This window comes from Actinophytocola sp., from assembly GCF_036402745.1.
GTDB lineage: Bacteria > Actinomycetota > Actinomycetes > Mycobacteriales > Pseudonocardiaceae > Actinophytocola.
The window spans coordinates 1-22,161 of the sequence record NZ_DASWSJ010000255.1; the positions used below are offsets into that span (position 1 = coordinate 1).

The 22,161-nt window shown below is 72.5% G+C and carries 26 protein-coding genes; 19 read left to right on the forward strand and 7 right to left on the reverse strand.

The window, feature by feature from the left end; genetic code table 11:
- Both VGD70_RS23955 and VGD70_RS23960 read right to left on the reverse strand, forming a co-directional pair.
- On the reverse strand, positions 1-161 hold a 161-nt coding region (locus tag VGD70_RS23955; RefSeq protein WP_331085122.1), incomplete at its 3' end, for a transposase.
- 13 nt (positions 162-174) lie between these two features.
- Positions 175-747 carry a MerR family transcriptional regulator gene (locus VGD70_RS23960; RefSeq protein ID WP_331084989.1) on the reverse strand — a complete coding sequence of 191 codons (573 nt, stop codon included), beginning with the start codon at positions 745-747 and terminating at the stop codon, positions 175-177.
- Between the two features lie 102 nt (positions 748-849).
- Here VGD70_RS23960 and VGD70_RS23965 point away from each other — a divergent pair, with 102 nt between their 5' ends.
- Complete coding sequence (locus tag VGD70_RS23965; protein WP_331084991.1) at positions 850-1,722, forward strand: ADP-ribosylglycohydrolase family protein; 873 nt, start codon at positions 850-852, stop codon at positions 1,720-1,722.
- A gap of 9 nt (positions 1,723-1,731) precedes the next feature.
- Here VGD70_RS23965 and VGD70_RS23970 read toward each other — a convergent pair whose 3' ends face one another.
- Positions 1,732-2,448 carry a class I SAM-dependent methyltransferase gene (locus VGD70_RS23970; protein ID WP_331084993.1) on the reverse strand — a complete coding sequence of 239 codons (717 nt, stop codon included), beginning with the start codon at positions 2,446-2,448 and terminating at the stop codon, positions 1,732-1,734.
- A gap of 68 nt (positions 2,449-2,516) precedes the next feature.
- Positions 2,517-3,017 (reverse strand): DUF2505 domain-containing protein, encoded by a 501-nt coding sequence (locus VGD70_RS23975; RefSeq protein ID WP_331084994.1) that lies wholly within the window; start codon positions 3,015-3,017, stop codon positions 2,517-2,519.
- 25 nt (positions 3,018-3,042) lie between these two features.
- On the opposite strand from VGD70_RS23975, the gene VGD70_RS23980 reads away from it, so the two are divergent.
- On the forward strand, positions 3,043-4,143 hold the full coding sequence (locus VGD70_RS23980; protein ID WP_331084996.1) for a UDP-N-acetylmuramate dehydrogenase: 1,101 nt from the start codon (positions 3,043-3,045) through the stop codon (positions 4,141-4,143).
- Here the strand turns inward: VGD70_RS23980 and VGD70_RS23985 are convergent.
- Positions 4,140-4,886, reverse strand: a complete 747-nt coding sequence (locus VGD70_RS23985) for an SDR family NAD(P)-dependent oxidoreductase (protein ID WP_331084998.1) — start codon at positions 4,884-4,886, stop codon at positions 4,140-4,142. The two genes, VGD70_RS23980 and VGD70_RS23985, sit on opposite strands and share 4 nt — an antisense overlap.
- A 140-nt stretch (positions 4,887-5,026) precedes the next feature.
- On the opposite strand from VGD70_RS23985, the gene VGD70_RS23990 reads away from it, so the two are divergent.
- The 5 genes from VGD70_RS23990 (at position 5,027) to VGD70_RS24010 (ending at position 10,015) form a co-directional block, all read left to right on the forward strand.
- The gene (locus VGD70_RS23990) at positions 5,027-6,199 is read left to right on the forward strand and encodes a L,D-transpeptidase (RefSeq protein WP_331085000.1); all 1,173 of its coding nucleotides are present in this window, start codon (positions 5,027-5,029) and stop codon (positions 6,197-6,199) included.
- Positions 6,175-7,014: an alpha/beta fold hydrolase gene (locus VGD70_RS23995; protein WP_414638037.1), complete on the forward strand. Its 840-nt coding sequence runs from the start codon at positions 6,175-6,177 to the stop codon at positions 7,012-7,014. Before VGD70_RS23990 ends, VGD70_RS23995 begins: the two co-directional genes overlap by 25 nt.
- A 12-nt stretch (positions 7,015-7,026) precedes the next feature.
- Positions 7,027-8,349 (forward strand): D-inositol-3-phosphate glycosyltransferase, encoded by a 1,323-nt coding sequence (mshA, locus tag VGD70_RS24000; protein ID WP_331085002.1) that lies wholly within the window; start codon positions 7,027-7,029, stop codon positions 8,347-8,349.
- Complete coding sequence (locus tag VGD70_RS24005) at positions 8,346-8,843, forward strand: YbjN domain-containing protein (RefSeq protein WP_331085004.1); 498 nt, start codon at positions 8,346-8,348, stop codon at positions 8,841-8,843. Before mshA ends, VGD70_RS24005 begins: the two co-directional genes overlap by 4 nt.
- 398 nt (positions 8,844-9,241) lie before the next feature.
- Positions 9,242-10,015, forward strand: coding sequence for a phosphoglyceromutase (locus tag VGD70_RS24010; RefSeq protein WP_331085006.1), 774 nt, complete (start codon positions 9,242-9,244; stop codon positions 10,013-10,015).
- Between the two features lie 62 nt (positions 10,016-10,077).
- On the opposite strand, the gene VGD70_RS24015 is transcribed toward VGD70_RS24010, so the two are convergent.
- Positions 10,078-10,722 carry a DNA-binding response regulator gene (locus tag VGD70_RS24015; protein WP_331085008.1) on the reverse strand — a complete coding sequence of 215 codons (645 nt, stop codon included), beginning with the start codon at positions 10,720-10,722 and terminating at the stop codon, positions 10,078-10,080.
- A 95-nt stretch (positions 10,723-10,817) separates the two neighbouring features.
- On the opposite strand from VGD70_RS24015, the gene VGD70_RS24020 reads away from it, so the two are divergent.
- From VGD70_RS24020 to VGD70_RS24055, 8 genes are all read left to right on the forward strand, one after another.
- Complete coding sequence (locus VGD70_RS24020; RefSeq protein WP_331085010.1) at positions 10,818-11,741, forward strand: oxidoreductase; 924 nt, start codon at positions 10,818-10,820, stop codon at positions 11,739-11,741.
- A gap of 107 nt (positions 11,742-11,848) precedes the next feature.
- A complete protein-coding gene (locus VGD70_RS24025) occupies positions 11,849-13,003 on the forward strand; it encodes a sensor histidine kinase (RefSeq protein WP_331085012.1) in 1,155 nt (384 codons plus the stop codon).
- Entirely contained in the window at positions 13,000-13,686 is a 687-nt protein-coding gene (locus tag VGD70_RS24030) for a response regulator transcription factor (RefSeq protein ID WP_331085015.1), read from the forward strand. The genes VGD70_RS24025 and VGD70_RS24030 overlap by 4 nt, the downstream gene beginning before the upstream one ends.
- A gap of 44 nt (positions 13,687-13,730) precedes the next feature.
- Positions 13,731-14,669 (forward strand): Ppx/GppA phosphatase family protein, encoded by a 939-nt coding sequence (locus VGD70_RS24035; protein WP_331085017.1) that lies wholly within the window; start codon positions 13,731-13,733, stop codon positions 14,667-14,669.
- A gap of 130 nt (positions 14,670-14,799) precedes the next feature.
- Entirely contained in the window at positions 14,800-16,206 is a 1,407-nt protein-coding gene (locus VGD70_RS24040) for a hypothetical protein (RefSeq protein ID WP_331085019.1), read from the forward strand.
- A 7-nt stretch (positions 16,207-16,213) separates the two neighbouring features.
- On the forward strand, positions 16,214-16,996 hold the full coding sequence (locus VGD70_RS24045; protein WP_331085021.1) for a sugar phosphate isomerase/epimerase: 783 nt from the start codon (positions 16,214-16,216) through the stop codon (positions 16,994-16,996).
- Positions 16,997-17,156: 160 nt separating this feature from the next.
- Positions 17,157-18,083, forward strand: coding sequence for a proline dehydrogenase family protein (locus VGD70_RS24050; protein ID WP_331085023.1), 927 nt, complete (start codon positions 17,157-17,159; stop codon positions 18,081-18,083).
- Between the two features lie 58 nt (positions 18,084-18,141).
- Positions 18,142-18,984: a thioesterase family protein gene (locus VGD70_RS24055; protein WP_331085025.1), complete on the forward strand. Its 843-nt coding sequence runs from the start codon at positions 18,142-18,144 to the stop codon at positions 18,982-18,984.
- Between the two features lie 50 nt (positions 18,985-19,034).
- Here the strand turns inward: VGD70_RS24055 and VGD70_RS24060 are convergent, their stop codons facing one another.
- Entirely contained in the window at positions 19,035-19,511 is a 477-nt protein-coding gene (locus VGD70_RS24060; RefSeq protein WP_331085027.1) for a ribosomal protein L7/L12, read from the reverse strand.
- 38 nt (positions 19,512-19,549) lie between these two features.
- On the opposite strand from VGD70_RS24060, the gene proC reads away from it, so the two are divergent.
- The 4 genes from proC to VGD70_RS24080 all read left to right on the forward strand — a co-directional run bounded on the left by proC (position 19,550) and on the right by VGD70_RS24080 (position 22,160).
- Positions 19,550-20,377: a pyrroline-5-carboxylate reductase gene (proC, locus tag VGD70_RS24065; protein ID WP_331085029.1), complete on the forward strand. Its 828-nt coding sequence runs from the start codon at positions 19,550-19,552 to the stop codon at positions 20,375-20,377.
- Positions 20,378-20,586: 209 nt separating this feature from the next.
- The gene (locus VGD70_RS24070) at positions 20,587-20,805 is read left to right on the forward strand and encodes a helix-turn-helix domain-containing protein (protein ID WP_331085126.1); all 219 of its coding nucleotides are present in this window, start codon (positions 20,587-20,589) and stop codon (positions 20,803-20,805) included.
- Positions 20,806-20,948: 143 nt separating this feature from the next.
- The gene (locus VGD70_RS24075) at positions 20,949-21,050 is read left to right on the forward strand and encodes a 30S ribosomal protein bS22 (protein ID WP_018684825.1); all 102 of its coding nucleotides are present in this window, start codon (positions 20,949-20,951) and stop codon (positions 21,048-21,050) included.
- A gap of 174 nt (positions 21,051-21,224) precedes the next feature.
- Positions 21,225-22,160: an NAD-dependent epimerase/dehydratase family protein gene (locus VGD70_RS24080; protein ID WP_331085045.1), complete on the forward strand. Its 936-nt coding sequence runs from the start codon at positions 21,225-21,227 to the stop codon at positions 22,158-22,160.
- Position 22,161: the final 1 nt, after the last annotated feature.

Sequence of the window (22,161 nt, forward strand, 5' to 3'; positions counted from 1 at the left end):
TCCGGCAGATCCCGCCACGGCGTCCCCGTTCGGATCCGCCACAACACCGCGTCGATCACCACCCGATGATCCATCCACCGACCACCCCGACGCGGCGTCCTGTCCGGCAACAACGGCTCCAGCCGCGCCCACTCCGAATCAGTCAGATCATGACGTTCCAGCACAACCCCGGTTCTACTTCACCCCGAAACCTAGATCCACGGGACACGCCCTAGTCGAACTTCGCGCGGCCAGGTGGGCCGCCCACCGCGCGCCCTGGTCCTGCCACCACTGCTGCGACTTGTCCTCGACCTGCGCGTTGGCGGCGTCGACCTGCTCGGTGCCCCAGCGCTCCCGGGCCTCCTGCTGGAGCTCGGCCTGCTTCGCCGGGTCGAAGCCCTCGAACCAGTGGTCCATCGACTTGGCACTCGCGTCCTCACCTCCTTCCAGCTCCTCGATCGTCCGCGACACGGTGTCGGCCAGCAGCTGGAACCGGTCTCGCTCGGCGAGCAGCCACTTCCTGTGCAGCCGCAGCACCTCGGTCCGGTCGCGGCCCTGGTGCACGATCTCGGCGATCGCGTCCAGGCCGACGCCCAGCTCACGCAGCACGAGGATCTGCTGCAGCCGCAGCAACTGCTCCCGCTCGTAGTACCGGTACCCGTTCGCACCGACCCACGCCGGCGCCAGCAGGCCGATCTCGTCGTAGTGCCGCAGCGTCCGCGACGTCACCTTGGACATCCGCGCGACCTGCGCTGTCGACCACGCCATGACCGCTCTCCGGGTCTCGCCGGGCCGGGCTTTCCGACCCGCGACCGACGATAGAAGTTGACGTAACGTCAAGGTCAAACCGAATGTGGTACCAACCACGACATGAGCGACAGACTGCGTCGCGCGCGTGCCAGCCTCGCCGGCACCGCGGTCGGCGACGCCCTCGGCGACCAGCTGGCGCTGCCGGCCCGCGCGGTCGAGCGCCGGCTGCCCGCGGCGCCGTGGCGGTGGACCGACGACACCGAGATGGCCTGCTCGGTGGTGCACGTCCTGGCCGCGCACGGGCGCATCGACGCCGACGCGCTCGCCGAGAGCTTCGTCGCGCACTACGACGTCGACCGCCACTACGGCCCCGGCATCGACGCGATGATCCGCGAGGTCGGCCTCCGGCGGGTCTCGCTGCGCGAGCTGGCGACCGAGACCTTCGGCGGCGCGGGCTCGTGGGGCAACGGCGCGGCCATGCGGATCGCGCCGCTCGGCGCCTGGTTCGCCGGCGACCCGGCCACGGCGGCCCGCGAGGCGGCGGTGGCGGCGCAGGTGACGCACACCCACCCGGAGGGCGTGGCCGGTGCCGTCGCCACCGCGGTGGCCGCGGCGCTCGCGGCCAGCGGGGCGCCGGTCGGCGAGCTCGTCGCCGCCGTGCTCGAGCACACCCCGCCCGGCCAGGTCCACGACGGCATCCGGCTCGCGACGACCATCCAGGACGCCGACCCGGCCGACGCCGCGTCGGCGCTCGGCAACGGCCGGCGGCTCAGCGCGCCGGACACCGTGCCGCTCGCGCTGTGGGTCGCGATCCGGCACCTCGACGACTACCCCGAGGCGGTCTGGACCGCCGCGCCGGTGGCCGAGGACGTGGACACGGTGTGCGCGATCGTGGGTGGGATCGTGGCCGGCCGGGTCGGCTCGGCGGGGATTCCGGCGCAGTGGCGCCAGGCGTGCGAGCCGCTGCCGTCGTGGGTGCTGCCGCCGCGCTGAGCAGCGGGGTCAGCCGCCGGGGGTGACGGCGGCCCAGTCGAGGGTCAGCTCGCCGAGCCGCCACCGCTTGCGGTCGTCGCGGACCGGCCAGCCGTCGGCCGCCAGCAGCCGTGCGGTCTCCACCCAGCGGGCGCGCGGGCCGAACGCGGTGAACGGGGCCGCGGTCGCCCAGCACCGGTCCAGCGCCGCGAACAGGGCGTGCACCGGCTCGCCGGGCACGTTGCGGTGGATCAGCGCCTTCGGCAGCCGCTCCGCCAGGTCCGACGGCTGCGCCAGGTCCGCCGGCCGGCACGCCAGCGTGAACAGCGCCGGCCCCGCCGCCGACAGGGTCACCCAGCAGCAGCGCCGGCCCAGCTCGTCGCACGTGCCCTCGACGAGGAGCCCGCCCGGCGAGAGCCGGCCGAGCATCGTCGACCACGCGGCCGCGACCTCCGCCTCGGTGTACTGGCGCAGCACGTTGAACGCCCGCACCAGCACCGGCCGGGTGCCCGCCAGCTCGAAGCCACCCCGGCCGAACGTCAGCCGCGGCGGGTCGGCGGCGGGCACGGCGGCCGCGACCCGCTCGGGATCCAGCTCCAGCCCCAGCACCCGGACGTCCGCCCGCACGGTCGCGAGCCGGGCCGCGAGCTCGACGGTGGTCACCGGCGAGGCGCCGTACCCGACGTCGACGACGAGCGGGTCCGTGGCGCCGCGCAGCGCCGCGCGGACGAGCCGCGAGCCGGCCATCCACCGGTCCGCCCGGCGCAGCCGGTTCGGGTTGGTCGTGCCCCGCGTCGGCGACCCCTGCGGGCCACCTAGGCGCGCTCGGCCAGCCACTTCTCGGCGAACTCGGCCTCGGTGGCCAGCAGCTTGCCGACCTGCTCGGCGACGACCTTCTCCAGCTTGCCGCCGACCAGCGGGATGCTGACCTTCACCTGCGCGGTGACCACCAGCGCCGTGCCGGTGGACGCGGCCTCGATGCGGGACCGCCCGCGGATCTCGCCCGGCACCCCCGAGATCGTCACCCGGCTGGTGCCCGCGTACCCGCCGTCCGCGGGCTCCCAGCGCTCCTCGCGCTCGACCACGAGGTCGCCGTTGAGGATCGACCGGACCGCGCCCGGCAGCCGGGACGCGTCGACGCCCTGCCGCATCCGGAACGCCGCGCGGGAGTCGGAGAGCGAGTGCTCGAGCAGCGCCGCGCCCTTGCCGCCGATGCCCCGCAGACGCGCGGCGAGGAACGCCTCGTCAACGAGGGTGGAGTAGACCACTGTGGGCGGTGCGGGGTAGGTGGACCGGTGCTCGAGGCTGGTTGCCATGCGACGGAGGTTACCGTTGGAGCCCATGACCAGCCTCCCCCTCGGTGCGGACGGGGTCGTGGCCCGCTCCGCGGTCCCCCTGTCCGGGTACACCACGCTGCGGCTCGGCGGCCCCGCCGCCCGGTTCGTGGCCGCCGGCACGGCCGAGGACGTCGCCGCCGCGGTCAGATCCGCCGACGGCCGGGGCGAGCCCGTGCTGGTGCTCGGCGGCGGGTCCAACCTGGTGATCGCCGACGAGGGGTTCGACGGCACGGTCGTGCACGTCGCCAACCAGGGCAGCAAGATCGACTCGCTCGGCGACGGCCGGGTCGCGCTGACCGTCGAGGCCGGCGAGGACTGGGACGCGGTGGTCTGCCGGACCGTCGAGGCCGGGCTCGGCGGGCTCGAGTGCCTGTCCGGCATCCCGGGCTCGGTCGGCGCGACGCCCGTGCAGAACGTCGGCGCGTACGGCGTCGAGGTCGCGCAGCTGCTGATGTCGGTCGACCTGCTCGACCGCGCGGCCGGCGAGGTCCGCACGCTCGGCACGGACGAGCTGGGCCTCGGCTACCGCACCAGCGTGCTGAAGGGCACCGAGCGCGCGGTGGTCCTGCGGGTCCGCTTCGAGCTCGCCGACGGCGGCCTGTCCGCGCCGATCCGCTACACCGAGCTGGCCCGGGTCCTCGGGGTGCGCCAGGGCCGCCAGGTCCCCGTGGAGCAGGCCCGGCAGGCGGTGCTGGAGCTGCGCCGCGGCAAGGGCATGGTGCTCGACGAGGACGACCACGACACGTGGAGCGTCGGCTCGTTCTTCACCAACCCGATCGTGCTCCAGCGTGACCTCGGTGCCGTGCTGTCCCGGATCGGCGCGCGGGTGGGCGCGGACGTGCCGGTGCCGCAGTACCCGGCGGGTGTCGGCGCGTCGAAGCTGTCGGCCGCGTGGCTCATCGAGCGGGCCGGGTTCTCGAAGGGCTACCCGGGGCCGGGCGGCCGGGTCACGTTGTCCGGCAAGCACACGCTGGCCCTGGCCAACCGCGGCGAGGCCACCACCGGCGACCTGCTCGCGCTGGCCCGCGAGATCCGCGACGGCGTCCGGGTGGCGTTCGGCGTGGACCTGCACCCGGAGCCGGTGCTGGTGGGCTGCGAGCTCTAATCCCTTACAGCGTCGCGGTGGGCGCGGGTGGCCGAGGCCTGGGCGCGGGGCTTGAGCACGATCTCGTCGATGTCCACGTGTGCCGGGCGGGTGACCGCGAACGCGATCGTGTCGGCCACGTCGTCGGCGGTGAGCGGGGTCAGGCCCGCGTACACGCCGTCGGCGCGGGTGGCGTCGCCCTCGAAGCGGGTCACGGAGAACTCCGTCTCGACCATGCCGGGAAGGATCTCGGTGAACCGAATGGGCTCGCCGAGGTGTTCGCCCCGCAATGTCCGGTGCAATGCGGACTGCGCGTGTTTCGCGCTGGTGTAGCCGGCGCCGTTGTCGTAGACCTCGACCGCCGCGATCGATGTGACGGTGACCACGTGGCCGTCGCCGGACTCGATCAGCGACGGCAGCAGCGCCTTGGTCATCCGCAGGGTGCCGAGGACGTTCGTCTCCCACATCCAGCGCCAGTGGTCCTCGTCCGCCGACGCGACCGGCTCGAGGCCGCGGGCGCCGCCGGCATTGTTCACCAGCACCCGGCAGGCCTGCACCGACGCGACGAACGAGGCGACCGACGAGGGCGACGTCACATCCAGTGGGAGCGCCACGCCGCCGATCTCCGAGGCAAGGTCGGAGAGGCGGTCCATGCGGCGGGCACCGAGCACCACATCGAAGCCCTCCGCCGCGAGCCGGCGGGCGGTGGCCGCGCCGATTCCCGAGCTCGCTCCGGTAATGATGGCGGTGCCGCGGTTGTTCACGTTAGGGATCTTTCTCTCGGGGGTATCCAGCCGAGTGTGAAGGCGAGTATGACCACTGTCACACTCTTCCACGCGCACCTCGTCCCGCTCCCGGGCGTCCTCACAACACGAGGGCCAGACTCAGGCGGAGGTTTATCACGGTGAGATCACAGCGGTTGTTCGGCTCGGTCGCCGCTCTGCTCGCGGGCCTCGTGCTGCTCGCGGCGTGCACCTCCGGCTCCGGCGGCGGCGGTGGTGGCTTCGGCCAGGGCCCCAAGGCGCAGAAGGCCTTGGCCGCAAAGATCATCTTCGCCCCGGCCGACGGCGCCAAGGACGTCTCGGTCCTCAACCCGATCAAGATCACCGTCGACGGCGGCGAGCTCACCGCCGCCACCGTGACCAACCCCGAGGGCAAGCCGATCACCGGCCAGCTCGCCGCCGACAAGCTCAGCTGGAGCAGCGGCGAGGTTCTCGGCTACGGCAAGACCTACAAGTACACGGCCACCGCCAAGAACAAGAGCGGCGACGAGTCGACGCAGGAGGGCAGCTTCACCACGCTCGCCCCCGCCTCCACCCCGCGCGCCACGATCAACCCCGGCGACAACGCCACGGTCGGCGTCGCCATGCCGGTCAGCGTCAAGTTCCCCGAGGGCCCGGTCCCCGACCGCGCGGCCGTGGAGAAGGCGCTCAAGGTCGAGACCTCCCAGCCCGTCGAGGGCGCGTGGGGCTGGCTCAACGACCAGCAGGTCGACTGGCGGCCCAAGGTGTACTGGCCGGCCAACACCAAGGTCACCGTGACCGCCAAGCTGTACGGCCTCAGCTTCGGCGGCGGCGCGTTCGGCAAGGCCGACCTGTCCACCGCGTTCACCGTCGGCCGCAACCAGGTCGTCAAGATCAACACGCCGGACCACAAGATGAACGTGTACCGCGGCGGCGCGCTGTTCGCGAGCTACCCGTCCAGCAACGGCAAGGACGCCGACCCCAACCTCAACACCCCCAACGGCACCGTGATCGTGATGTCGAAGGAGCCGGTCGGCGACTTCTCCAACCCGCGCTACGGCTACACCAACGTCAAGAAGAAGTGGGCCGTCCGCATCTCCAACCACGGCGAGTTCATCCACGAGAACGAGGAGAACCACGCCAACATCGGCAACCGCAACAGCTCGCACGGCTGCGTGAACCTCCTCGAGCCCGACGCCAAGAGGTACTTCGACAGCGCGCTCGTCGGCGACCCGGTCGAGATCACCGGCTCAAAGGCCAACTTCCCGGCCACGTCGGACGTGTACGACTGGTTGATCCCGTGGAGCCAGTGGCAGACGATGTCCGCGTTGTGACGCCGGAGCTGCGGTACCTCACCGGTGCCGGCGGCACCCGGCTCGCCGTGCGTGAGGCCGGCGATCCGGCCGGCCCGCCGATCGTCCTGCTGCACGGCTGGGGCTCGAGCAGTCTCGCCTGGGTGAACCAGCTCGCGCTCGCCGCGGACCACCGGCTCGTGGCGCTCGACCTGCGCGGGCACGGCGAGTCCGGCACCCCCGACGGGGGCTACGACGACCCGGCCACCTGGGCCGGCGACGTCGCCGCGGTGCTCGAGCGCACCGGTCCGGCGGTGCTCGTCGGCTGGTCCTACGGCGGCCTGGTCATCACCGACTACCTGCGCGTGCACGGCTCGGCCAAGCTCAACGGCGTCGTGCTGGTGGGCGCGCTCACCGAGATCGGCGACCACCCCGGCGGCGAGGTCGGCCCGGCCTGGGACGGCATCATGCGCCCGGCGCTGTCGGCCGACCCGGCGGTCGCGGTCCCCGCGCTCGCCACGCTGGCCGCCGACCTGACCGCCACCCCCGCGCCCGGCCCGGACGTGCAGCGGCGGCTCGCCGACATGCTGCGGGTGCCGCCGGCCGTACGCAAGGCGCTGTTCCGGCGGCGGCTCGGCAGCGCGGACGTGCTGGCCGCGGTGTCCGTGCCGGCGCTGGTCGTGCACGGCGAGCGGGACCGGGTGATCAGCCCGCGGGCGGCCGAGTACGCGGCGGGGAAGATTCCCGGCGCCTCCCTGCGTTGGTTTACGAACGTGGGCCACCTGCCGTTCGCGGAAGAGGCCGACGAGTTCAACGCGGTCCTGCGTGCGTTCGCGGGATCGACCACCAGCCACTAGTCGGGAGTGGATGTGCGGGTAGCCAGCAGTGCCAACGACGGTGCCGTCATCCGGCTGCACCGGCCGCCAAACCGGGTCGCCGTGCTCTCCGTGCACACCTCGCCGCTCGAGCAGCCGGGCACCGGCGACGCCGGCGGCATGAACGTCTACATCACCCAGACCGCCACCCGGATGGCCCGCCGCGGCATCGCCGTCGAGGTGTTCACCCGGGCCACGTCCTCCGACCTGCCACCGGTCGCCGAGCTCGCGCCGGGCGTGCTGGTCCGGCACGTGCACGCCGGCCCGTTCGAGGGCCTCGGCAAGGACGAGCTGCCCGCGCAGCTGTGCGCGTTCACCGCCGGCGTGCTGCGGGCCGAGGCACGCCACGAGCCCGGCTACTACGACCTCGTGCACTCCCACTACTGGCTCTCCGGCCAGGTCGGCTGGCTCGCCCGGGACCGCTGGGGCGTGCCGCTCGTGCACTCCGCGCACACGCTGGCCAAGGTCAAGAACGCCGCGCTCGCCGCCGGGGACACCCCCGAGCCGCGCACCCGCGAGATCGGCGAGCAGCAGGTGGTCGACCAGGCCGACCAGCTCATCGCCAACACCGCGGTCGAGGCCCACCAGCTGGTCGACCTCTACGAAGCCGCGCCGGACAAGGTCAACACCGTCGCGCCGGGCGTCGACCTCGACCTGTTCCGCCCGGGTGACCGGGCCGCCGCCCGCGCCGCGCTCGGCATCCGCCCGGACGCCGTCGTGCTCGCGTTCGTGGGCCGGATCCAGCCGCTCAAGGCACCCGACGTGCTGCTGCGGGCCGCCGCGGAGCTGCTCGCCCGCGGCGCCGTGCCGCGCGACAAGCTCACCGTCGTGGTCGCCGGCGGGCCGTCGGGCACCGGCCTCGAGGCGCCCACCGCGCTGCACGAGCTGGCCGCCCAGCTCGGCATCGCCGACGTCATGCGCTTCCTGCCGCCGCGCCGGGGCGCCGCGCTCGTCGACGTCTACCGGGCCGCCGACGTGGTCGCCGTGCCCAGTCACAACGAGTCCTTCGGCCTGGTCGCGCTGGAGGCCCAGGCGTGTGGCACGCCGGTGGTGGCCGCCGCGGTCGGCGGGCTGCCGGTGGCCGTCGCGGACCGGTCGTCCGGTTTGCTGGTGCGCGGGCACGACCCGGGCACCTGGGCCGAGGCGCTGTGCCGGGTCGCGCTCGACCCCGGGGTTCGCGCCCGGCTCGCCGCGGGTGCGGTCGCGCACGCCAGCGAGTTCTCCTGGGACCGCACCACCGACGCGCTGGTCGCCGGCTACGTCGAGGCCGCCGGCGCGTTCCGCCGCGCCGTGTTCGACACGGGGGTGGCCGTGTGACCGGTCTCGACAAGGTCATCACCGACGCGCTCGACGAGCGGGAGCTCACCTACGACCACCCGTCGGCCGGCCGGTTCTTCGTCACGCTGCCGGGCACCAAGAAGCTGCAGACCAACTGCTGGCTGCAGGTCGGCCGGCACGCGCTGGTCGTGGAGGCGTTCGTCTGCCGCAAGCCGGCCGAGGCGCACGAGGCGGTGTACCGGTTCCTGTTGCGGCGCAACGCGAAGCTCTACGGCGTGCACTACACGATCGACAAGGTCGGCGACATCTACCTCGTCGGCCGGGTGGGCCTGGACGCGGTGACCGCCGACGAGCTGGACCGGATCCTCGGGCAGGTGGTCGAGGCCGCGGACGGCGACTTCAACACGCTGCTGGAGATCGGCTTCGCCACCTCGATCCGGCGCGAGTACGACTGGCGGGTGTCGCGCGGCGAGTCCCTGGCGAACCTGAAGGCGTTCGAGCACCTGCTCAGCCCGACTCGCCGCGAGCCGTGAGTCCGGGATCGAGGCGGGGCTCGCGGAGCGGCTCGAGCGAGGGGGGAGTCGCGATCTCGAGCCGCTCCGCGTGGGTTCCCGCCGCGTCGGAGCCCTGAGCGGGGGGCACCCTGGGATTCCGGGCGGGGTGCGGCTCGGCAGGGGAGACGAGCCGCACTGCTGCCCTCTCGGATCAGGGAGTGCGTGGGAGCTGATCCGGTAGGGCGGTGTCAACCTGTCAGAAGTCGGGCGGTTACACAAGGCCACCGGATACCACTAGCGGGGATAATAACGTTCCGTAGGTAACTATTCGGTCACGAAGCAATCTGAAAAGTCAACTAACCGTGGTTTCGGCCCTCTCTCGTCCCCCCAAACGGGTGGTGAGACACGAGGACCCGTGATCTGGCACGCTTCGGGTCATGGCTGGATCGATGCACCAGAACGGCTCCACGCTGGGGCCCCTCATTCTGCTCCGGCACGGCGAGAGCGTGTGGAACGCGCTGAACCTGTTCACCGGCTGGGTCGACGTCGCCCTGTCCGCGAAGGGTGAGGCCGAGGCCCGCCGCGCCGGGGAGCTGCTCGTCGAGAACGAGCTGCTGCCCGACGTCGTGCACACCTCGCTGCTGCGCCGCGCGATCAACACCGCGAACATCGCGCTCGACGTGGCCGACCGGCACTGGATCGATGTGCGCCGGGACTGGCGGCTCAACGAGCGGCACTACGGCGCGCTGCAGGGCAAGAACAAGAAGCAGACCATGGAGGAGTTCGGCGAGGAGCAGTTCATGATCTGGCGCCGGTCGTACGCGACCCCGCCGCCGCCGATCGAGCCCGGCAGCGAGTTCAGCCAGGACCGGGACATCCGCTACATCCGGGTCGGCGCCGACAAGGTGCTGACCGAGTGCCTCAAGGACGTGGTCGAGCGGATGCTGCCGTACTGGGAGTCGGCGATCGTGCCGGACCTGCGCGCGGGCAAGACGGTGCTGGTCGCCGCGCACGGCAACTCGCTGCGCGCGCTGGTGAAGTACCTCGACCGCATCTCCGACGACGCGATCGCGGGCCTCAACATCCCGACCGGCATCCCGCTGCGCTACGACCTGTCCGACGACCTGCAGCCGCTGAACCCGGGCGGCACCTACCTCGACCCGGAGGAGGCCGAGAAGGCCGCCGCGGCCGTCGCGAACCAGGGGCGTTAGGGGTACTGACCCGAGAGGTTGGGAACGTGGCTGGCGGGTGGTTGGCCGTTGAGTGACGAACCTCAGACCAGGCCGAGCTCCCTCGCCCGCACCCCCGCCTGGAACCGGGACTCGGCACCCAGCGCGGCCATCAGCTCGGCCACCCGGCGCCGGTAGGTCCGCACGCCGAGCCCGAGCGCCCGCGCGGCGGACTCGTCCTTGCCGCCGGTGGCGAGCAGCTCCAGCACCCGCGGCGCCAGCGAGCGCAGCTCGGCGAGCTGCGCGTCGTACACGGCGAGCTCGACCGAGCTCCGCCAGGCGGCCTCGAACAGCGACGCGACGCCCTGCACGACCTCGGCCTGGGAGATCACGCTGTAGGAGCGCCGGCCGCCGGAGAGGTCACCGGCCAGGATCGCCACCCTGCGGTCGAGGATGATCGTCTCGTTGACCTCGTCCTGGGTGATCCGGATCTCCGCGCCCGCCTGCCGCAGCGACGCCAGGTGCTGCGCGGTCGACGGGTTCAGCAGCACGCCGGGCCGGTACAGCTTGCGCACCCGCACACTCGTCCGGTGCTGCGGGACGACACCGTCGGCGGCGGTCCGGTTGGCCTGCCACGTGTTGAGGTCGTTGGCCGCACACGCGACGTCCGCGGCGGCCGCGAACAGGTGCGCGGTACGGGCGAACAGCTCCTCCTCGTCGCGCACGATCGCGACCTGGGCGCTCTCCATACCTCGAAGTCTGCCTTCGCCGCATCCCTGCCGCACGGATCGGCAACAAGTTGCCAAAGCGAGCAGGCGAAACGTGCCGGGGACAAGCTGGGGACATGACCACAGACACCATCACGGCGGCCGACTCGGGGACCTGGCGGCTCGGCGATCGCACCGTCAACCGGCTCGGCTTCGGGGCCATGCGGCTCATGTCGAAGGCCGACGGCTCGCCGAGCGACCGGGACACCGCGGTCACCGTGCTGCGCCGGGCGATCGAGCTCGGCGTGAACCACATCGACACGGCCGCGTTCTACTTCTCCGCGCTGCGCTCGGCCAACGAGCTGATCAACACCGCGCTCGCGCCCTACCCGGACGACCTCGTGATCACCACGAAGGTCGGGCCCGGCCGCGGCCCGTCCGGCGAGTGGCTGCCGCAGGCCCGGCCCGAGCAGCTGCGCGGCCAGGTCGAGGAGAACCTGCGCCAGCTCGGCCGCGACCACGTGGACGTGGTGAACCTGCGCATCGGCGAGGCACTCGAGCGCGGCCAGGGCTCGCTCGCCGACCGGTTCGGCGCGCTGGCCGAGCTGCGTGACGAGGGCCTGATCCGCAACCTCGGCATCTCCAACGTCACCGCCGAGCACCTCACCGAGGCGCTGAGCGTCGCACCGGTCGTGTGCGTGCAGAACCAGTACTCGCTGACCACCGCCCGCGAGGACGACGCGCTCATCGAGCTCTGTGCCCAGCACGGCGTGGCGTTCGTGCCGTTCTTCGCCATCGCGAGCGGCGGGTCGGTGAGCGGCGCGCCGAGGAGCCAGGCGCAGACCGCCGTCGAGGCAGCCGCGGCCGCGGTCGTCGAGGAGGTCGCGAAGACTCACGACGTGACGCCCGCGCAGGTCCGGCTGGCCTGGACGCTGCACAAGAGCCCGAACGTGCTGGCGATCCCGGGCACCGGCAACCCGGATCACGTGGCGGAGAACGTCGCCGCGGGCGCGCTCCGGCTCACCCAGGATGACCTGGCCCGATTGGACACGATCGGGTGAACAAGGGCTGACGGCCGAACGAACAACATCTCATTTGATGTCGTGACCGTCACTCCGGGCCGTGCCGGACTGGTCCACACCACCCATGACCTGCTTACGATTCGCCCGTGACCGACTTGGTCTGGATCCTCCCGACAGCCGGCGCGCTGCTGGTCGGCCTCGTGGCCGGCTTCGGGATCGCCAGGGCTCGTAGCCGGCCGCCGACAGAGTCGCCGGCCGGCCCGAGCATCTCGGTACTGGTCCAGCGGCTCGTGCAGTCCTCGCACAACGCGATCGTGATCCTCAACGAGTTCGGCGACACCGTGCAGTACAACGCCCGCGCGGTCGAGCTCGGCGTGGTGCGCAACCGGCGGGTGGACACCCGGACCAAGAGGGCCGCCGAGCTCGTCCTCGAGACGGGCGAGCCGGTCGAGATCGAGCTGACCCCCGCCGAACGCGGGGTCCCGTTCGGCCGCGGCCCGGAGGCGGTGCGCGGCGAGATCCGCCCGCTCGGCGACGGCTTCCTCGCGGTCGACGCGGCCGACGAGTCCGACGCCGTCCGCCTCGAGGCCACCCGGCGTGACTTCGTGGCCAACGTGAGCCACGAGCTGAAGACCCCCGTCGGCGCGATGGCCCTGCTCGCCGAGGCCGTCCTCGACGCCGCCGACGACCCCACCGCGGTCCGCCGGTTCACCGGCAAGATCCTCCACGAGGCCACCCGGCTCGGCACGCTGGTGACCGAGCTGATCGCGCTGTCCCGGCTGCAGGGCGCCGAGCGGCTGCCCTCGATGAACGCCGTCGAGGTCGACGCCGTCGTGCGCGACGCGCTCGGCCGCTCCCAGCTCGCCCAGGAGTCGACCGGCATCGACATCGCCACCGACCCGGACAGCTGCCTGCTCGTCGAGGGCGACCGGCCGCTGCTGGTGACCGCGCTGGCCAACCTCCTGGAGAACGCCGTCGCGTACTCCCCGCCCGGCAGCCCCGTGTCGATCAGCCGCCGGCAGGTCGGCCGGTTCGTCGAGATCGCGGTCACCGACCGCGGCATCGGCATCCCGGAGGAGGAACAGCAGCGGGTGTTCGAGCGGTTCTACCGGCTGGACAAGGCGCGCTCGCGGGCCACCGGCGGCACCGGGCTCGGGCTCGCCATCGTCAAGCACGTCGCGGCCAACCACGGCGGCGAGGTCAAGCTCTGGAGCCGGCCGGGCACCGGCTCCACGTTCACGTTGCGCATTCCCGCACACAACGGTTCCAACAACGGTTCCAACCATGGAGGACTGCCGTGACCAGGGTGTTGATCGTCGAGGACGAGGAGTCGTTCGCCGACCCGCTCGCGTTCCTGCTCCGCAAGGAGGGGTTCACCGCCGCGGTGGCCAACACCGGCCAGCAGGCGCTCGAGGAGTTCGACCGCAACGGCGCCGACATCGTGCTGCTCGACCTGATGCTGCCCGGGATGAGCGGCACCGACGTGTGCAAGGCGCTGCGCCAGCGCTCCACCGTCCCGGTGATCATGGTGACCGCCCGGGACAGCGAGATCGACAAGGTCGTCGGCCTGGAGATCGGCGCCGACGACTACGTCACCAAGCCGTACTCGGCGCGGGAGCTGATCGCCCGGGTGCGCGCGGTGCTGCGCCGCGGCGGCGAGACCGGCGACGGCGAGCTGCTGCCGCAGGTGCTGGCCGCCGGCCCGGTGCGGATGGACGTCGAGCGGCACGTGGTCACCGTCGACGGCGGCGAGATCCCGTTGCCGCTCAAGGAGTTCGACCTGCTCGAGTACCTGCTGCGCAACGTCGGCCGGGTGCTCACCCGCGGCCAGCTGATCGACCGGGTGTGGGGCGCGGACTACGTCGGCGACACCAAGACCCTCGACGTGCACGTGAAGCGGCTGCGCTCGAAGATCGAGCCGGACCCGGCCTCGCCGCGGCACCTGGTGACCGTGCGGGGGCTGGGGTACAAGTTCGAATCGTGAAGAAAGCCTTCCCGAACCGCGACCGACCGGTAACCTAGCCCTCCGTGCGCCTAGGGGTGTTAGACGTCGGTTCCAACACCGTCCACCTTCTCGTCGTGGATGCGCATCGCGGCGCGCACCCGATGCCGGCCCGGTCCGAGAAGACCCTGCTGCGCCTCGCCGAGCGGATCACCGCCTCCGGGGCGCTGTCCGACGAGGGCGCCGACGACCTCGTCTACACGGTCGCCGAGGCCAAGAAGGCCGCCAGCAAGCTGGGTTGTGCGGACCTGATGGCCTTCGCCACCTCCGCCGTCCGCGACGCGCACAACGCCGCCGAGGTGCTGCAACGCGTCGCCGACGAGACCGGGGTGGAGCTGAAGGTGCTCACCGGCACCGACGAGGCCCGGCTCACCTTCCTCGCCGCCCGCCGCTGGTACGGCTGGTCCGCGGGCAAGCTCCTGGTGCTCGACATCGGCGGCGGCTCGCTGGAGATCGCGATGGGCGTCGACGAGGAGCCCGACTACGCGCGGTCGGTGCCGCTGGGCGCGGGCAGGCTCACCCGGGAGCGGTTCACCAGCGACCCGCCGAGTCGCGCGGAGGTCACCAAGACCGCCGAGTGGCTCGCCGACGAGCTGTCCTCGGTCGCGAAGAAGATCGCCAAGGAGGGCGAGCCGGACCGGGTGGTGGCCACCTCGAAGACGTTCCGCTCGCTCGCCCGGCTGACCGGCGCGGCGCCGTCCTCGGCCGGCCCCCGGGTGCGCCGGGTGCTCACCGAGCCGGGGCTGCGCCAGCTCATCGCGTTCATCTCGCGCATGTCCACGGCCGACCTCGGCGAGCTCGAGGGGGTGAGCGCCAACCGGGCCCACCAGCTGGTGGCGGGGGCTCTGGTGGCGCAGGCCACGATGCGTGCGCTGGGCCGCCCCGAGCTGGAGATTTGCCCCTGGGCGCTGCGCGAAGGAGTGATCCTGCGGCGGTTGGATCAGACCGACGGTGAGGATTCGTGATGCTTGCCGACGGCCGCGCCGGGGGAGCATCCATAATGTCAGCTGTTCGATCGGTGGCCCGTGCCCGCGGGTCGCGTAAGGAGCGCACCGGCGCTGGACGATTCGCCCGACGCCGGGCACGGTGGAGTCAATGAGTCACGAAGGCGGACCTGAGCCGACTCAGCGCACGGTTGCTGAGCTGCTCGCCAAGTACGGCGCGGACGCGGGAGAGCGTGCCCCGCGCCGTCGTCGACGGCGTGCCGACGACGACGACACCGGCGCTCAGGCCATCATCGACAGGGTCAACGCGGAGAGCGGCGAGATGCCGGTCATCCGCGACGACACCCCGCCGCCCACGCGCACCTCGCACCGCAGGGGCGACACCGGCTTCAACCGCCCGGTCGAGCCCCCGCCGCGCCGCCGGCCGCCGCCTCAGCAGCCGCCGCCGCAGGCCCAGCAGCCGACGCAGCAGCGGCCGCCGGTGCCCCGGCCGCAGCCGGGCCAGTCCGGCCCCCAGCCGGGGCTGCCGCTCGGCCCGCCGCAGGGTGGTCCGGTCGGGCCGCCGTCGATGCCGCGGATGCCGGCCATCCAGCAGCCGCCGGAGTCCACCCGGCCGGTGCGCGGCAACCGCATGGGCCAGCCGCCCCCGCAGTCCTCCCAGCCGCCGCGCCAGCAGTCCTCGCAGCCGCTGCCCCAGCCGTCGGGCCAGCTCCCGCAGCAGTCCGGGCAGCTGCCCAAGCCGCCGCCGCGGGTACCACCGAACGGCATGCCGCCGGGCCAGCGCAGCGGGGTGCAGCCGTCGCTGCGCTCGCGGCTGGACGGCGGCGAGGCGCCGCCTCCGCCGCAGGCCCCGCCGCGCGAGCCGATGACCGAGGAGCTGCCGCGGGTCCCGACGTACCCGTCGATGGAGCCGGTGGCCGACCCCCGGCGCCAGGGCCCGGACAGCGACCCGCGCCGCCCCGGCCCGGACAGCGGCGAGCTGCGCCGGCCCGGACCCGACGTGGATCCCCGCCGGGGAGGGCCGGACAGCCGCACGCGCATGCAGCCCGCCGTGTTCCCGCCGCGCGGCGCGCCCCCGGAGCCGGAGGACGACTACCTCGGCGGCTACCAGGAGCGGGACTTCGACCGCGACGACCGGTACGACCGCGACGACCGGTACGACCGGGCCGACGACTACGGGGAGCTCGACGACGACCTCGACCGCGACGACCTCGACCGTGACCGTGACCGAGATCGTGACCGCGACCGAGACCTGGACCGAGACCTCGACGACGATGACGAGCTGACCGAGACCTCGCCGCTGCGCGAGTGGCTGATCATGGCCGGCCAGCTCGCCCTCGGCGTCGTCGCCGGCGGTGCGGTGTGGCTGGGCTTCAACTGGCTGTGGGGCACGCTGCCGCAGGCCGCGCTCGTGCTCGCGCTGCTGGTCATCGCCGGCATGGTGCTGATCGTGCGGAAGATCCGCCGCGCCGAGGACCTGCAGACCATGGTGTTCGCCGTGCTGGTCGGGCTGCTCGCCACGGTCTCGCCGGTGGTCCTGCTGCTGGTGAATCGCTGACCCGGCCGTGCCCGGCATCCGGATCGGTACGTCCACGGCGTCCGTGTGGCCGCAGACCGCGACCTCGGCGTTCGAGCTCGCGGCCGAGCTGGGCTACGACGGCGTCGAGGTGATGGTCTGGGCCGACCCCATCAGCCAGGACCCCATGGCGCTGCGCCGGCGGTCCCGGCAGACCGGGGTGCCGGTCCTGGCTGTGCACGCGCCCTGCCTGCTCATCACCCAGCGGGTCTGGTCGCCCCGGCCCGAGGAGCGGCTGCGCCGGTCGGTGCAGGCCGCGGTCGACCTGGACGCGCCGACGGTCGTGATCCACCCGCCGTTCCGCTGGCAGCGCAAGTACGCCGACGGCTTCGCCGACCTGGTGCACGCGTTGTCCGCGGAGAGCGGGGTGGCGATCGCGGTGGAGAACATGTTCCCCGTCCGGCGCTTCGGCAGCGAGATGTCGGCGTTCCACCCGTCGATCGACCCCACCGACGTCGGCTACGCCAGCTACACGCTCGACCTGTCCCACACGGCCGCCGCCGGCGTCGACGCGTTCGCGCTGGCCAAGCGGATGGGCCGGGCGCTGGGCCACCTGCACCTCGCCGACGGCACGGGCGCGCCCCGCGACGAGCACCTGGTGCCCGGCCGGGGCGGCCAGCCGTGTGCCGAGGTATGCGAGTGGCTGGCCACGAGCGGCTTCGAGGGCCAGGTCGTGGTGGAGATCAACACCCGCCGCGCGAAGGGCCAGGCCGACCGCGCGAAGGACCTCGCCGAGGCGTTGCTGTTCGCCCGGCTGCACCTCGGCCAGTAACGCCGAGCCGGGCTCGACCGGTACACGACCGTGGTGCTGTTCGGGTCTTGTCCAATCAAGGCCCGACAGGAGACGCCTGAGCCGGGCGCACCGTAAAGTCTCGCTCCGAGGCACCCGTCGGATGGGGCGGGGCGCCCATTTGCGTGGAATGGGAGCTTTTGTGAACCCGCTACGTAGCTTGATCCTGGCCGCGGCCGGCAACGACGTGATCCGTCGGGTCGTCGCGACCGCTCCGGTGAGCAGGGACGTGGTGCGCCGGTTCGTGGCCGGTGAGACCACCGCCGACGCCATCGAGGTCACCCGGACCCTGGCCGACGCCGGCCTCACGGTCACCCTCGACTACCTCGGCGAGGACACCACCGACGCCCAGCTCGCCGAGCAGACCGTGCGTGCCTACCTCGAGGTCCTCGACGCGCTGCACGCCGAGGGCCTGGCGCACAGCGCCGAGGTCAGCGTGAAGCTGTCCGCGGTCGGACAGCTGCTCGACGAGGGCCTCGCGCTGTCCAACGCGTCGCGCATCTGCGCCGCGGCCGAGCAGTGCGGCACCACGGTGACCCTCGACATGGAGGACCACACGACCACCGACTCCACCCTGCGCGTGCTCGACGAGCTGCGCCGGACGTGGCCGTGGGTGGGCGCGGTCCTGCAGGCCTACCTGCACCGCACCGAGGAGGACTGCGTCCGGCTCGCCGGCTCGGGCTCGCGGGTGCGGCTGTGCAAGGGTGCCTACGCCGAGCCGGCCTCGGTGGCGTTCCAGGACATGCACGACGTCGACCTGAGCTACGTGCGGTGTGTCAACGCGCTGCTCGCCGGCGACGGCTTTCCCATGTTCGCCACACACGACCCGCGCCTCGTGCCGATCGCGGAGGCGCGCGCGGAGTACCACGGCCGCAAGCCCGGCAGCTTCGAGTACCAGATGCTGTACGGGATCCGGCCGGAGGAACAGCGCAGGCTGGCGGCGCTCGGGCACACGGTCCGGGTCTACGTTCCTTACGGCGTGCAGTGGTACGGCTACCTCATGCGGCGACTCGCCGAGCGGCCCGCGAACACCGCGTTCTTCTTGCGTGCGTTGACTTCCCGCACGTAGCGCGGCCTTCTCCGACGCGGTCCGATCAAGCTCCACCCAACGTGGCAGGGTAATAATCATGAGCAGTCTTGCGGGGCAGGGCGATGCCCGGGGCGCGGCCGTCGGTCCGTTCGCGGCGGCGTCGCGGGTGCGCTCGCTCGGTGACGGCACGTTCACCGCTGAGCTCGGCAGCGCGTGGACGGTGGGTGGCAAGCCGCACGGGGGGTTTCTGCTGTCGCTGCTCGCCCGGGCCGCGGTGGCGACGGCCAGCTCCGGCACGCCGATGGCCGACCCGCTGGCGGTCAGCGCCCAGTTCCTCCGCCCACCCGAGGTGGGCCCGGTCCTGCTGCGGACGGACGTGCGCAAGTCCGGCCGGCAGGCCACCGTCGTGAGTGTCTACTTGGAACAGAGGGGCCATTCCTGCGTCGAGGGGGTGGTCACCACCGGCCGGCTGCCGCGCGAGCGCGCGGCCTGGTCGGACTTACCGAACCAGCCCGCGGAGCCCCCCGGCAACGCCGTGGACCTGGCCGCGCTGCCGATGGCCTCGGTGTTCCGCCTCACCTCGAGCTGCGACGTCCGCCTGGACCCCAACGGCGCGGGCTTCCTCCACGGCCACACCGGTGACCCGCCGCGGCTGCGGCTGTGGGTGCGGCCGCGGGGTGAGCAGGTGGACCCGCTGTTCGCGTTGCTGGCGGGCGACATCTCGATGCCGGTGACGTTCAACCTGGGCCGGTTCGGCTGGACCCCCACGGTCCAGCTGACGGCGTTGCTGCGCTCCCGCCCGGCCCCGGGCTGGCTGCGCGTCCAGGTCGACTCCAGGGCCGTGCACGGCCCCTGGTTCGACGCCGACGCCACGGTGGTCGACTCGACGGGCCGGCTCGTGTGCCAGTCCCGCCAGCTGGCCCTGTCCGCGAAGCCCTGACCGGTCCGAAGCCCTGATCGGTCCGCCCCTGGCCGCTCAGCGCCCGGCCGTCAGGAGGGGCCGAAGCCGCCGAAGTAGCCGATGCCGTCGTCGCGGCGCCTGGGCTGGTTCGCGCGCAGCCGGTCCACCACGTCCTTGGCCTGCTTGAGCGGCCAGCCGGTGTCGTCCCGGACCACCTTCACCGCGGCGACGATCTTGCCGTTCGCCACCAGCCCGCTCGCCCGCGCGAGCGCCTCCTCGCTCACCCCGGCCGCCAGGTCCGGCGGCGGCGGGACCGGGCCGGACGGAGGCAGGCGCTCCACGTAGTTCTTCGCGTCCACCAGGCTCAGGCCGGTGCGCTGGCGCAGCTCCTTGATCGCGTGGATCTTCTTGTTCTCTGCCAGCAGGGCCCGCAGCCGGACGACCAGCTCCTCGGTCACCGGCACCGCCGGCGGGGGTGGCGGCGCGGGCCGCCCGCGGCGCAGGACGAAGGCCGCGATCAGCAGCGCGATGCCGATCCCGAGGACGATCTGCAGAGCGACGGGCATGACCGTGGACGGTAGCGGTCCGTGGCAGGCTGATGTGCATGACTGACGCGGACAAGCCCGCCATCGCGGTCCTCGGGGCCGGCAAGATCGGCGAGGCGCTCCTCTCCGGCCTGCTCACCGGCGGCCGGCGCGCGGACGAGCTCATGTTCACCGAGCGCCACCCGGACCGCGCGACCGAGCTGACCACCCGTTACGGCATCCGCGGCGTCGACGTGGCCACCGCCGCCAAGGAGGCGGGGGTCCTCGTCGTCGCCGTCAAGCCGCAGGACATCGAGCCGCTGCTCGACGAGCTCGGGCCCGCCGTCGACACCAGCACGCTGATCGTCTCGCTGTGCGCCGGGCTGCCGACCGCCCTCTACGAGCGGCGGCTGCCCGAGGGCGTCCCGGTCGTGCGCGTCATGCCCAACACGCCGATGGTCGTCGGCGAGGCGATGAGCGCCATCTCGCCGGGCCGCCACGCCACCGCCGAGCACCTGGCTACCGTCGAGCAGGTGCTCTCGACGGTCGGCATGGTGATCCGGGTGCCCGAGTCGCAGCAGGACGCCGTCACGGCCCTGTCCGGCTCCGGCCCGGCCTACTTCTTCTTCCTCGTCGAGGCCATGATCGACGCCGGCATCCTGCTCGGGCTGCCGCGGGCGGTGTCGGAGAAGCTGATCATCCAGTCCGCGGTCGGCGCGGCCACGATGCTCGCGAAGACCGGCGAGCACCCGGTGATCCTGCGCGAGGCGGTCACCTCGCCGGCCGGCACCACCATCATGGCCATCCGGGAGCTGGAGAAACACGGCGTCCGGGCCGCGCTGCTGGCCGCCATCGAGGCCGCCCGCGACCGCTCGCAGGAGCTCGGCCGCGCGCACGACGAAAACTAGCTGGCTGGTGTCGAACCCGAAACACCAGCCAACCAGGGCACGTCTGACGAACCCCGGACGCGCCCGTCCCACCCGCCGCTCGGCGTAAATTTCGTCCACGGCGTCGCATGAGTCACACCAGTCCCGCTACTCTCGGGTGAAGCACGTGCGTGTCGAACCCGTCGGTGGGGAAGCCGACGGCGCGATGCGTGTCGAAGGGCTCGGTGAGCATGCCGGCTAACAAGAACGATCCGGAGCATCCAGGTCTCGCGCAGGTGCAGTTCCTGACCGTCGCCGAGGTCGCCACAGTGATGCGGGTTTCGAAGATGACGGTGTACCGCTTGGTGCACAACGGAGAGCTGCCCGCGGTCCGCGTGGGCAAGTCCTTCCGCGTGCCCGAGAAGGCGGTCAACGACTACCTGCGCAGCGCCTATTTCGACGCTGGCTAGAGCCGGTGACCGGAGGAGGATGACGTCCGGGTAACCTGGATGACCGTTGCGCCTGGCTATTTCGAGCACGTCCGTGACCTGCCGGTCGAAGTGGTCGTAGCCGCCCAGGCAAGATCGACCACCGACTACAGCAAGGGACCCACATGGGCTCGGTCATCAAGAAGCGCCGCAAGCGCATGTCGAAGAAGAAGCACCGCAAGCTGCTGCGCAAGACGCGAGTGCAGCGTCGCAAGCTCAAGAAGTAGGGCGCTTGTCCCGGATGCCGCCATACGAGTGACATCCGGGATCACAGCGTGTGACCTGCGTTAATTACGCGTTGCCAGCGACAAATTGATCACAATCTGGTTGTACAGTCGCCGGTGGTCCGCCACCGTGATAGTCGGGCCGTCCTCCACAAGTGATCGATTCATCGGAGTCGTATGGCGCCCAACGTCGTCCTCGTGACCGGAGTCGCCGATCAGCTCGGCGGCAGGCTGGCTGCCAGACTGGCAACCAACCCCTCCATCGACCGAGTGCTCGGCGTGGACGCCCGACCACCCGACGCGGGCGTGCCCGCGGGGGTCGAGTTCGTGGCCGCGGACATCCGCGACCCGCGCATCGCCAAGGTCATCAGCTCGGCCGAGGTCGACACCGTGGTGCACGCCGCGCCGCGGGCCAGCGTCGGGCCCGCGCGGTCGGCCATCAAGGAACGCAACGTCATCGGCACGATGCAGCTCCTGGCCGCCTGCCAGCGGTCAGCGGGTGTGCGCAAGCTCGTGGTCAAGTCCACCGCCGAGGTGTACGGCGCCAGCGCCACCTCACCCGCGGTGTTCACCGAGAAGGACCCGCCGGCGGGCGGGCGGGACCGCGAGCCCGCCGAGATCGAGGCGTACGCACGCGGCTTCGCGCGGCGCCGTCCCGACGTCACGCTCACGACGATGCGGCTGGCCGAGCTGATCGGGCCGGGCGTGGACACCGCGCTGGCCCGGTACTTCCGGCTGCCGGTGGTGCCGACGGTGCTCGGCTTCGACGCGCGCGTGCAGCTCCTGCACCCGCAGGACGCGGTCGCCGCGCTGGAGCGGGCCACCCTGCACGACCTGCCCGGGGTGTTCAACGTCGGCGGCGACGGGGTGATCCTGCTGTCCCAGGCCGTGCGCCGGGCCGGCCGGGTCGCGCTGCCGATGCTGCGAGCGGCGATTCCCGCCGCCACCAAGCTGGTGCGCGGCGCCGCCCCGGTGCATTTCTCGCCGGACCTCGCGCGGCTGCTCAACTACGGCCGGGTGATCGACACGACCCGGCTGAAGACCACGTTCGGGTTCACGCCGACGTGGTCCACGGCCGACGCATTCGATGACTACGTGCGCACCGCGCACTAGG

What these genes read in the sequence shown, in the direction of transcription:
- VGD70_RS23960 (WP_331084989.1), bottom strand. Translation starts at nt 747, where the DNA reads ATGGCGTGGTCGACAGCGCAGGTCGCGCGGATGTCCAAGGTGACGTCG.
- VGD70_RS23965 (WP_331084991.1), top strand. Translation starts at nt 850, where the DNA reads ATGAGCGACAGACTGCGTCGCGCGCGTGCCAGCCTCGCCGGCACCGCG.
- VGD70_RS23970 (WP_331084993.1), bottom strand. Translation starts at nt 2,448, where the DNA reads ATGGCCGGCTCGCGGCTCGTCCGCGCGGCGCTGCGCGGCGCCACGGAC.
- VGD70_RS23975 (WP_331084994.1), bottom strand. Translation starts at nt 3,017, where the DNA reads ATGGCAACCAGCCTCGAGCACCGGTCCACCTACCCCGCACCGCCCACA.
- VGD70_RS23980 (WP_331084996.1), top strand. Translation starts at nt 3,043, where the DNA reads ATGACCAGCCTCCCCCTCGGTGCGGACGGGGTCGTGGCCCGCTCCGCG.
- VGD70_RS24010 (WP_331085006.1), top strand. Translation starts at nt 9,242, where the DNA reads ATGGCTGGATCGATGCACCAGAACGGCTCCACGCTGGGGCCCCTCATT.
- VGD70_RS24015 (WP_331085008.1), bottom strand. Translation starts at nt 10,722, where the DNA reads ATGGAGAGCGCCCAGGTCGCGATCGTGCGCGACGAGGAGGAGCTGTTC.
- VGD70_RS24020 (WP_331085010.1), top strand. Translation starts at nt 10,818, where the DNA reads ATGACCACAGACACCATCACGGCGGCCGACTCGGGGACCTGGCGGCTC.
- VGD70_RS24040 (WP_331085019.1), top strand. Translation starts at nt 14,800, where the DNA reads ATGAGTCACGAAGGCGGACCTGAGCCGACTCAGCGCACGGTTGCTGAG.
- VGD70_RS24055 (WP_331085025.1), top strand. Translation starts at nt 18,142, where the DNA reads ATGAGCAGTCTTGCGGGGCAGGGCGATGCCCGGGGCGCGGCCGTCGGT.
- VGD70_RS24060 (WP_331085027.1), bottom strand. Translation starts at nt 19,511, where the DNA reads ATGCCCGTCGCTCTGCAGATCGTCCTCGGGATCGGCATCGCGCTGCTG.
- proC (WP_331085029.1), top strand. Translation starts at nt 19,550, where the DNA reads ATGACTGACGCGGACAAGCCCGCCATCGCGGTCCTCGGGGCCGGCAAG.
- VGD70_RS24070 (WP_331085126.1), top strand. Translation starts at nt 20,587, where the DNA reads ATGCCGGCTAACAAGAACGATCCGGAGCATCCAGGTCTCGCGCAGGTG.
- VGD70_RS24075 (WP_018684825.1), top strand. Translation starts at nt 20,949, where the DNA reads ATGGGCTCGGTCATCAAGAAGCGCCGCAAGCGCATGTCGAAGAAGAAG.
- VGD70_RS24080 (WP_331085045.1), top strand. Translation starts at nt 21,225, where the DNA reads ATGGCGCCCAACGTCGTCCTCGTGACCGGAGTCGCCGATCAGCTCGGC.